Source organism: Phormidesmis sp. 146-33 (assembly GCF_052939515.1).
This window is the reverse complement of sequence record NZ_JBJPHU010000179.1, coordinates 1-9,223: the sequence shown is the minus strand read 5'-3', so window position 1 is coordinate 9,223 and position 9,223 is coordinate 1. Positions and strand designations below refer to the sequence as shown.

Genomic DNA, 9,223 nt, shown 5'->3' with positions numbered 1-9,223 from the left:
GCGATCGCATGACTGGGGATATGCACCCTTAGAGCAGCGATTGGGCGATCGAGTCGAGCGAGACAGCGATTTGTATGCTCTGGCGGTGGTTGCGGTAGTGTTGCTAACTGGGCGCGAACCTGAAGAACTCTATGACGAAAAAACGCAGGCGTGGTCTTGGCAAGAATGGGCGATCGTCAGTCCTCAATTTGCCCAAGTTTTGCAGCGAATGTTGTGCTCCAATCCAGACAAGCGGTTTGCCTCGGCGGAAAAAGTAAGGAGAGCGATCGCAGAAATCAAGCTCAAAAAACCGACTAAAATTCAGAACTCGACTTCAACTCAGACCTCAGATTTTGCACCTCAAAAATCTTCTTCTGAACCTCAAATCTGGCAAGGCTTTTCTCTTTTGATCTTTGCAACTCTATTTGTTGGATTGGCAGGAATTGCCGTCTGGAGAATTGTGGTGATCGTTCGAGAACCTATATTAGTCACGGCTCCAAAAACGATCGCTCCCTCTGTTAAAGTTCCGCCCAAAGATCCACAAGCTATTCAAGAAGCGCTGCGCGATCGCCGCAAAAAGCTAACGATTCCTTACGATTTATTCACCGATTTGGTAGACGAGCAGTTTTTTGTTAAATATCCACAATTGCAAAGTCGATCGCTACAGTCTGACCCCCAATCCAATCGGTTAAAACAAGAATGGAACGCGATCGCCAACACCATTTTAGACCAATTAGAAGCGTTAAGTCCCCAAGCGCGAAGTGGGATAGGGCAATACAATCGAGCCAGCTATAACGATTGGTTAGCGTCGGTAAACGTCAGCAGTCGATCGCTCGAAACGTTGTCAGATGCTCAATTTTTACAGTGGTTTCCCGAACAGCAAGGAAGATTACTCAATCCTCGTAAGTTTGGTCAAGTTTGGTACGCGATCGCGCATGATCAAGCCAATACGATTCAAACAAACTCAACCGTCGTAAAAGCTCCTTTGTTTAAAGATCAGCAAACTCTAAAAAACGGTCAGGGCAAAGTTTATATCGCTCGCTTATTACAAAATCAGTCTTTACAATTAACGCTAAAAGCGCCGAAAGATTCGACCCGAATTTCTATTTTTTCGCCTGCTGATTCTGCCCCTGTGCTAAAAAGTTTGTCGGAAACTTCCTGGTCAGGAAAGGTGAAGCGATCGGGTAACTATGAAATTGTGATTGTTCCTCACCAATCTGACTCGGTGACTTATCAACTCAGCCTTGTCATCTCCAAAGATGGGATCGAGCGCAATTAAGGCAACGTCAGTTCGATGAAGGTTTTTCGCTTCGGTGCTTACGTCTTCTGCCTCCAAGCTGCCAATTCTGAAGGACTTTTAGACAAGATTTTGGTTCAAGCATTGGCGATCGTAAACCATGCCCTCAACACTTCTGCCACCGTCCAGGCCTGAGCCGTACAGCCATTGGGAATCATTGGCGCATCGCCATCAAAAATTTCACTCAAACTGCCCACGCCATGCGCGCAAAGGTGATTGGCCATCGGTTCCAAAAATTCTCTCGCTTTGATCGGATTGTTGTACACCCGCAGATGAGCGATCGCAAACGGCCCAATCAACCAACCCCAGGCTGTGCCTTGATGATAAGCCCCATCACGCTGAAACTGTGAACCGCCATAGTGCCCCTGATAGCCGATTTGAGACGGAGCCAGCGATCGCAGTCCATACGAAGTGAGCAGCGATCGTCCACAGACATCCACGACGCTTTTTTGTTGGGCATTGGTCAGCGGACTGTCGGGCAGCGAGACGGCAAAAATCTGATTGGGACGCAGGGCAGCATCATTGCCATCAGGCGAATCTAACACGTCAAAACAATAGCCCGCTGACTCATTCCAAAAGCGCGAAAATCTGGCTAACACGCGATCGGCCATCGCTTCATATTCTCGGTGTGGCTTACCAATTCTGCGGGCGACTTTGGCCATAATTCTCAGGGCGTTATACCATAGCGCATTAATTTCTACAGGCTTACCAATCCGAGGCGTAAAGACCCGATCGCCCACTTTGGCATCCATCCAGGTTAGCTGCGTTCCGATCTCACCCGCATACAGAAGACCATCAGCCGGATCGAGATGAATGTCATAGCGAGTGCCGCGACAGTGCCAATCAATAATCTCCGCCAACACCGGAAACAAGTCATACAGCAAATCAGTGTCTTCGGTCGCGTTGTAGTATTCTTGAATCGCCACAAAGTACCACAGCGTTGCATCGACGGTATTGTAGTCTGGCACCTCTCCCACATCTGGAAACCGATTGGGCAACATGCCGCGATCGACTGCCAGCGCAAAGGTTTTTAGAATTGATCGCGCGACTTCGGGTCGTCCTGTCACCAGCGTCAAACCTGACAAACTGATCATCGTGTCCCGTCCCCAGTCGGTAAACCACGGATAGCCTGCGACGATCGTTTTACCATTGGGGTTGCCTGGAGTCGATCGATTCACAATGAACTGATCCGCCGACAAAATCAATTGACGAATCCAGTTTGGGGTTGACTCGACCTGGCTTTCGCGATCGAGTTTCCAGCGATCGACCAGTCTTTGCTCATAGGCCCGTTGCGATCGGAGGGCGCTTTCTCCGTCCAGATTGGGAGTCGAATCGGTGCTGACAATAAAGGTGAGCGAATCTCCCGCATGGAGCGTCGTTTGAAAGGTGGCGGCGTGCAGGTGATCTTCATGATCTAACAGTCCACGCGATCGTTCTTGAGCCAGATCAAAGCCGTAATACCAATCGTGCATCGGAGTCACTTTGGCCCCGCGACCCAGCAAATAAAAAGGCACCGCTTCAGGAAAGGCAGAAATCGAAACGCCCTGACCGACGGATTCGATGCCCATTTGCCAGCCATTGGACTGTGTGTCGCTGTGATAATCGCGGTAGTTAACCATCGCCTTGAGCGTCAGCGTCAGAGGTTGGGTCGATCGCCGCACTTGATAATAGACATAAGTCGTATTGGTGCCCTGCTGCATCCAGATGCGTTTTTCGAGGAGCGCGTCCCCTAGTGCAAACTGCCAGACAGGAACCGTCCCTTCGAGAAAGAAGCGCTCGATATGTCGATAGCCTTGCTGACCGACGATGCCATCTTTCCAGCGATTGGTGGTTAAGGGAAAGTAATCTTCACCATAACGAATACTTTCGTCGAGTTTGGCTAACAGTAACGTTCTCTGTTGAGGCGGTTTGAGCGCAGCCACCAGCAAGCCATGATATCGGCGCGTCAAAAGTCCGGCGATCGTCCCTGATGCAAATCCCCCAATCCCGTTGGTCACCAGCCATTCTCGTGCTTCCGCAGCGTCGAGGTTGCCACAGATCTCCCGCCCAAAGTCGATTTTCATTCACCCGTTCCTTTTCCCCGTCTGCGTCTCCATTTACGACGATACGATGCGAAAGAGCAAGGCTTTGCCGTAATTTTTAGCTGAGAGCGCGGGTTTACCGTTGTGAGTGTGATTTTGTGCTGAGAGAACCTAGGAGAACCTTCGCTGGATGGCGATCAACCTGGCTCGTTTTACCCAGAGTCAGATTTGGCATCGCCTCAACGGGTGGAAGTTTATATTTTCAGGGGGTATTTTGGGTGTGTCCATTTCTGAAATAGCAACTATCAGTCCCGGTGATCCAATAAGAATGAAAGTACCCACTAGGCGTTACCAACGCTAACCCGCATTAGAAGGTTCATTAGCTTCGGGATTTTAATACTGCCATGCAGCCGAAAGTCATAATCGCTGGCATTGCTGAACGGTGATAAGAATCTGCCTCCAACCCACCATTCTGGGGACTTCCGAACGTTCAAAGTCCCTCAGTTGTAGGGATTGAGTTGGCTCTCAGAAATGCTGCTACCCAACGCTCCACATGTGAATTCAGCAACGCCCGATCGCTTTTTAGGGCAGAGCATGGTCAAAGAAAGTAGACGCACAACACTACCAGTAAAGCTAGCAGCATAATTATCCAAAAGCTCATATCTCCTCCTTGGAGTCCTTACTTTCCACTGAGGCTTACACCTTTTCGTTTGCACTCACCCCACCCGACACCTCATAACCCGCATTGATCAGACTGTAGCTAACCCAGCCGAGAATCGCTGTAAGCCTAGATGCACTAAACAGATGCACCACAAATCTTTCTTAATTGTAGGCAGCGTCAAACTGGGTTGGAATCAGTAGACGTGAGCGATCAATGAGAACTTTTCAGACATGCTCTGAAGCCTGGATGGACTGCCATTCTGCATCGGTCAGCGGCTGCAACTTAAACTGCACTCCAAAACACTGACTGGCTGATTTGGTTAACGAGGTCATGATGCGCTGAACCAAACTGTCTCCTTGATGAGACAGGGGCAGCTTGAGCAGATTTGGAGACTCCGAGCCAAAGACTTGGGCGAATAGGTCTAAATCAGGCTCCAACCGCATTGATCCATGCTGCAAAATTGTCTGATCTTTGCGGAGTTGAGCGCTGCCGATTAGCTTTGTGCCGTCTTCTAACACCAGATCGGCAACCGTTGCCGTCCCAAAACAGTTGGGGTTGTGAATGTAGCCGCGCCCCGCATTGCCATAGTGCAGATTTACGCCCAGCGATCGCCATCCCTCAATCAAAAACTTGCAGATCGTTTGATAGTCCTGCATTCGACGGCCCGACAGCCCAGAGGTGATCACCGCATATGTCAAATCGCCCTGATGCAAAACCGCCCGCCCTCCACTGGGACGACGAACTAGCTCGATCGCCGCTCCCTGCCAGGTAAGTTGTTTCCAAAACTCCGGAAACTGGCGCTGATGATAGCCCAACGAAATCGCCGCAGGTGACCAGGTGTAAAATCTCAAAGCGGGCGGATGCCCCAACCGATGCTGCTCAAAGAGCCACTGGTCGATCGCCATCTGCACCCGTCCAGAAGCCGTGATCAGGGGAATCAAGCGCCAAGTTTGCATACATTAAGTTTGCAGACATTAAAACAAAACTTTAGCTGGCTGCACCTTCTAAAAACTCGGCTTGTAGGGCATCGTCATGATCGTCCGCGATCGTCGCCACTACGGTCACCAATCGAGAAATCTCACCCGGAGACAGCTCGGCGATCGTGCGAGTAGACAGCACCACGATTTGATTGTCGTAAATAGCAAACCCCGCTTCAAAGGTACTCAGCCAATTCATTTCCAGCAGCTTTCTAAACAGTTGTGGCTCGTCTTTAGCAGGCAGCTTGAGAACCGATGCCCAAACGCTCAGATTATCTTCTTCGGTCGTGCCCGTCAGTTGGACAAAGACTTCGACACTGCCGTACTTAAACTTCCAGATATGGCCGCCATCGTTTTGACTCACCATTGCACTGTCGCTTTGATCGAGGCTGGCGATCACCGTTTCGATCACTTCGACAACATTAATGCCACCCGTGCCGCCGACCAATTCATCAGACGTTGTGGCGGTTGAGATCATTTCGGAGTTGGGCTGATAGTTCACCATAGGTCGAGTTATTTCAGCATTAAGTGCAGGGGTTGTGTCTACGGTAGCGTTGATCGCTCAGTTGTCTAACGGGCTTTTTGTATTTCTTCATTTTTGTAGCAAAAATTGCCTTCTGCATCAGACTCAATCTGCCCAATGAGAGATTTTGAGACGTAATTTAAGTAACCCTGGTGACAGATGTGGCGATCGACGATATTGGGCAATAGTTTTGGGGACATACAAATTCAATAAAGGCATGTTTATATGGCAGACAATCAAGAATTGAATACGGTAGCGCCGATCGACGACATTACGCCCTCTTCGAGGCAGCATTATTCAGGAACGCCGATCGCGACCAAAGACACTCCGTTTTTAGAAAAAGTGCAGCTTAAAGCAGGCTTGTCGGATCTTTACGATGCCAGAGACGTGACAGAAGTGGTGTTTCGGACGATGCGCGACATGATGACCGATGAAGCCGTCGAAAACGTCGCCGACGAATTACACAAACCGCTAGACGAAGGCAACCCCGATCGCACCCTCTACACCGCAACGCCGTTGGCAACCGAAATCGAAGACCTGTGGGAAGACACCAATCCGATCGTTCACTTTTTGAGCAAGCTCAGACCGCCGCTGATTATCAAGTCCAGCACCTTTCTATTTAGAGTGCGTCAAGAGAGTGGCTTGCAAACCAACGTCTCACCTGAATTGGCCGTCGAAGCGGTTTTCTCAGCGACCAAAGATGAGCTATCAGCAGAGCGCATTCAAGAAGTCGCCAACTTCCTGCCCGACGAAATCCGCGCCATCTGGGAAAAGGCATAGAGGAGTCTGCCAAAGAAGTCACCCATCCTAGAGAAGTTCCCTACTGGCAAATACTGGTTGTTGACACAGTTCCTCGCCCCCTAAATCCCCCAAAATTGGGGGACTTTGACTTTAGGAGATCCGACCAGTGAGCCAGAGGGCATTTCGCTCAAAAATCTCCCCAACAGCCAAACAGTAAACCGATATCATCCCCTCATCCCCCATCCCCGTGGCTTCCAAAAAACCACCCGCGATCGCTTCTCCTGAAATTCAGCAAAAACTGATTGAGATTCACGATCGCCTCTGTCAAACATATGGCTGTCCGATTCCTTATTTTCATACGCTTGATCCGTTGAGCGAGTTGGTTTCAGCGTTGCTGTCTCATCGCACCCGCAATCCCGATTCTGCTAGTGCGTTTAATGAGTTGCGGCGACGGTTTCCAGACTGGTCAATGGTGCGAGATGCTCCCGTCGATCAAGTTGAACAAGCGATCGCTCGCTGCACCTGGGCCGAGCAAAAAGCCCCTCGGATTCAGCAAGTCTTGAAACTGATTGGAGACCGTCAGGGCAGTTTGTCGCTTGATTTTTTGGCGGACTTGTCGATCTCAGAAGCCAGAGAATGGTTGGAGTCACTGCCGGGAGTCGGCCCCAAAACCAGTGCCGCTGTGCTGTCATTTAGCAGTTTGCGCCGTCGGGCATTGCCTGTGGATAGTCATCATCATCGAGTCGCGATTCGGCTGGGTTTGATTCCTTCGACGATCGCCGTTGCCCCGGCTCACGCCATTCTCGAAGCTCAGTTGCCGATCGAGTGGACAGCCCAACAGGTTTACGATAACCACGAAGTCTTGATGCTGCATGGTCAGCGCTGTTGTTATTACCAAAATCCAGCCTGCGATCGCTGCCCTGTTTTATCGCTCTGCCCGTTTGGGCAATCAAGGCGACGGTGAAGGGCTGGGAGTCACGTTTGGACTGGGCAAGGCTCCCGGTTGATTGCCTTTTTGCAGCATGACAAACACATCGTAGCGAGAGGTGCGATCGCTCGTGACTGCGGCCGTTACGCCAATCGATCGAATCGCTTCCAAAACAGCCCGATTAGCAGGCGGAATCTGCAACAGCGGAAAATTATTCAACGCCAGCGCCCGCTCCATATTCACAAAAAAGTGGCCATTGTTTGACCCCAACTCCGTCGCTGTCGCCTTCTTAAATAACTCCGTCTCAGCGAGAGAACCTGCGGGTTTTGGCACAAAGCTGCCAGTGACCGGTGCGCCCAGACTGAGAAACGCTACATTGTTGTCGAGCCAGCCACGGGTAATATTGACATTAGCAGCAGGCAGACTCCAGTTGACGACCGATTGACCTTCTACCTTCGATTCTTCGACCTTAAAGGTGTACTTGCTCGACATCGTATCGTCTAGCTGTTTGAAGGTCTTTTCGGCGGCGCGGCGATCGTTGGTTTGCACCATAAATACGAGGCTGGCGGGCAAGTTAGCGGGCGATCCCTGGGGAGCAGGCACCAGCGCTAGCGCAAACTCACCTTGCATCCAGTTAAGCAAATCTTGCTCCAGATCCAAGCCGACAGAGGATTTTAGCCCTTGACGTAGCCCTTCTGGATTAATAAATCGAATCGGATTCGCCGAAACGCCCTGCGTGTAGTCCTTCCAAAAGCGCTGCAAATCGCCACCCGATGTCATCATCAACGTCTCAGCGGGGAAACGGTTGGGCATAATTTTGGCGGTGTTTTTGACCTCAAATCGACGCTTACTCTCAGGCTTGAGCCAGGAGACACTTTTGAACTGAATGCCTTCAGAGGCGATCGTCGCCGTCGCGGCCAATCCTTGAGTTTGTTGAAGCTGATTTGTGCCTTGGGGCGGTATGGGTCGATTGGAGTTCGCCGCAGACGTGTTGGCGGCCGCAGGAATGTTGACATAGACGCGCGCGACTGGCTTCTCAGACTTGATCTGACTCAGGGCTTCTCCATAGCCCGGTGTCGCTGAGAGGGCCGGCCCGCCTTTGTAGGTGTCGATCGCCCGTTCGATCGCTTTGGGACTGTTAGCCACCACGACGGTTTGGGGATCTAAGGCTGCGATCGAGACGGTTTGGGTCGGCGTTTCCTGGTTTTCGCGAATCTGAATACCGTTGTACTTGCGTTCTGCCCACTTGCCTGTTTTGACAGCGTTGGACTGCTCCAGGGTTTGTTTGGCTTTGAGCGGGTCGGCGATCGGCAACACCATGACCACGGGTTGAGGATTGGGCGGTGTGGCGGCTTGTCCTGGATTGGGCACCGCTAACCCGGCTTGAGGCGACAAAAACGCCAGCGTCACTTCTTTACCGACCCACGGCTGCACGTCGCGCTGATAGTCTAGCCCTTTGCTGGTGAGAAAGCGATCGCGAAACTGCACCAAACTTTGATCAAAGGCCGTCTGACTGCGCGGGGTGCCAAATTCTCTCACTCGCTGCCACTGTCCCTGGTCGGTTGAGAGCGACACCACCATCAGCGCATCTTGCGGCACCACATTGGCCCCAATCGGCATAACGCTAAGTCGTCCCTGTTGAGAAAATAACCAGTAAGCCAGTCCGCCCCCACCAATCATCAGGGCAGAGGCTCCGAGCGTTAAAAGAAGCGGCTTGGACTTCCGAGTTTTGAGTTTGGCTTTCATTCGACCAGAGAAGGGTTTTCAATGCCGTTGTCACTCTAGCAAAGTATGTACAGAGTGTGGCGATCGCGGCTAGTCAGAGTCCGTCGAGGCTGCAATTCTATCAGTCTTTGAGATGGGAGCGATCGCCTAAATCCCTCATAGGCTCTACCCAACCTACAGAAGTCGATGTTATTTAGTTTTCGTTCCTAAATATGCCTGGTCAGTTGATTTTGGCTTCGTTTCAATGGGTTGCAGCCCTCTAAATCTCCCAAATTTGGGGAACTTTGAAGCTCAAACCCGTTTTGAATTCCAAAATTTTTTTAATCTCATCAGGGGTAAATTCCCCGCCCCTTGGGGCGTAAGAAGGCTCA

At 51.0% G+C, this 9,223-nt stretch carries 8 protein-coding genes and 1 pseudogene; 3 read left to right on the top strand and 6 right to left on the bottom strand.

Going from position 1 to position 9,223, the window contains the following annotated elements; all coding sequences use genetic code 11:
- Positions 1-1,258, top strand: a pseudogene (locus ACJ2PR_RS33740) (hypothetical protein); the annotation flags it as partial.
- A 95-nt stretch (positions 1,259-1,353) separates the two neighbouring features.
- Here the strand turns inward: ACJ2PR_RS33740 and ACJ2PR_RS33735 are convergent.
- From ACJ2PR_RS33735 to ACJ2PR_RS33715, 5 genes are all read right to left on the bottom strand, one after another.
- Positions 1,354-3,339 (bottom strand): amylo-alpha-1,6-glucosidase, encoded by a 1,986-nt coding sequence (locus ACJ2PR_RS33735; protein ID WP_446880327.1) that lies wholly within the window; start codon positions 3,337-3,339, stop codon positions 1,354-1,356.
- Between the two features lie 458 nt (positions 3,340-3,797).
- Positions 3,798-3,950, bottom strand: coding sequence for a hypothetical protein (locus ACJ2PR_RS33730; RefSeq protein WP_446880326.1), 153 nt, complete (start codon positions 3,948-3,950; stop codon positions 3,798-3,800).
- Positions 3,951-4,182: 232 nt separating this feature from the next.
- Entirely contained in the window at positions 4,183-4,914 is a 732-nt protein-coding gene (locus ACJ2PR_RS33725) for a lipoate--protein ligase family protein (protein WP_446880325.1), read from the bottom strand.
- A 31-nt stretch (positions 4,915-4,945) separates the two neighbouring features.
- Positions 4,946-5,440, bottom strand: a complete 495-nt coding sequence (locus tag ACJ2PR_RS33720; RefSeq protein WP_446880324.1) for a YbjN domain-containing protein — start codon at positions 5,438-5,440, stop codon at positions 4,946-4,948.
- Between the two features lie 65 nt (positions 5,441-5,505).
- Positions 5,506-5,658 (bottom strand): hypothetical protein, encoded by a 153-nt coding sequence (locus tag ACJ2PR_RS33715; protein WP_446861995.1) that lies wholly within the window; start codon positions 5,656-5,658, stop codon positions 5,506-5,508.
- Between the two features lie 25 nt (positions 5,659-5,683).
- On the opposite strand from ACJ2PR_RS33715, the gene ACJ2PR_RS33710 reads away from it, so the two are divergent.
- Positions 5,684-6,238, top strand: coding sequence for a DUF2267 domain-containing protein (locus ACJ2PR_RS33710; protein ID WP_446880323.1), 555 nt, complete (start codon positions 5,684-5,686; stop codon positions 6,236-6,238).
- A 208-nt stretch (positions 6,239-6,446) separates the two neighbouring features.
- Complete coding sequence (locus ACJ2PR_RS33705) at positions 6,447-7,163, top strand: endonuclease III domain-containing protein (protein WP_446880322.1); 717 nt, start codon at positions 6,447-6,449, stop codon at positions 7,161-7,163.
- Here ACJ2PR_RS33705 and ACJ2PR_RS33700 read toward each other — a convergent pair.
- On the bottom strand, positions 7,149-8,873 hold the full coding sequence (locus ACJ2PR_RS33700; protein WP_446880321.1) for a DUF3352 domain-containing protein: 1,725 nt from the start codon (positions 8,871-8,873) through the stop codon (positions 7,149-7,151). The genes ACJ2PR_RS33705 and ACJ2PR_RS33700 overlap by 15 nt on opposite strands.
- Between the last annotated feature and the right edge of the window lie 350 nt (positions 8,874-9,223).

Coding starts and splice junctions, on each gene's coding strand:
- ACJ2PR_RS33715 (WP_446861995.1), bottom strand. CDS start 5,658: ATGTCCCCAAAACTATTGCCCAATATCGTCGATCGCCACATCTGTCAC.
- ACJ2PR_RS33720 (WP_446880324.1), bottom strand. CDS start 5,440: ATGGTGAACTATCAGCCCAACTCCGAAATGATCTCAACCGCCACAACG.
- ACJ2PR_RS33710 (WP_446880323.1), top strand. CDS start 5,684: ATGGCAGACAATCAAGAATTGAATACGGTAGCGCCGATCGACGACATT.
- ACJ2PR_RS33725 (WP_446880325.1), bottom strand. CDS start 4,914: ATGCAAACTTGGCGCTTGATTCCCCTGATCACGGCTTCTGGACGGGTG.
- ACJ2PR_RS33735 (WP_446880327.1), bottom strand. CDS start 3,339: ATGAAAATCGACTTTGGGCGGGAGATCTGTGGCAACCTCGACGCTGCG.
- ACJ2PR_RS33700 (WP_446880321.1), bottom strand. CDS start 8,873: ATGAAAGCCAAACTCAAAACTCGGAAGTCCAAGCCGCTTCTTTTAACG.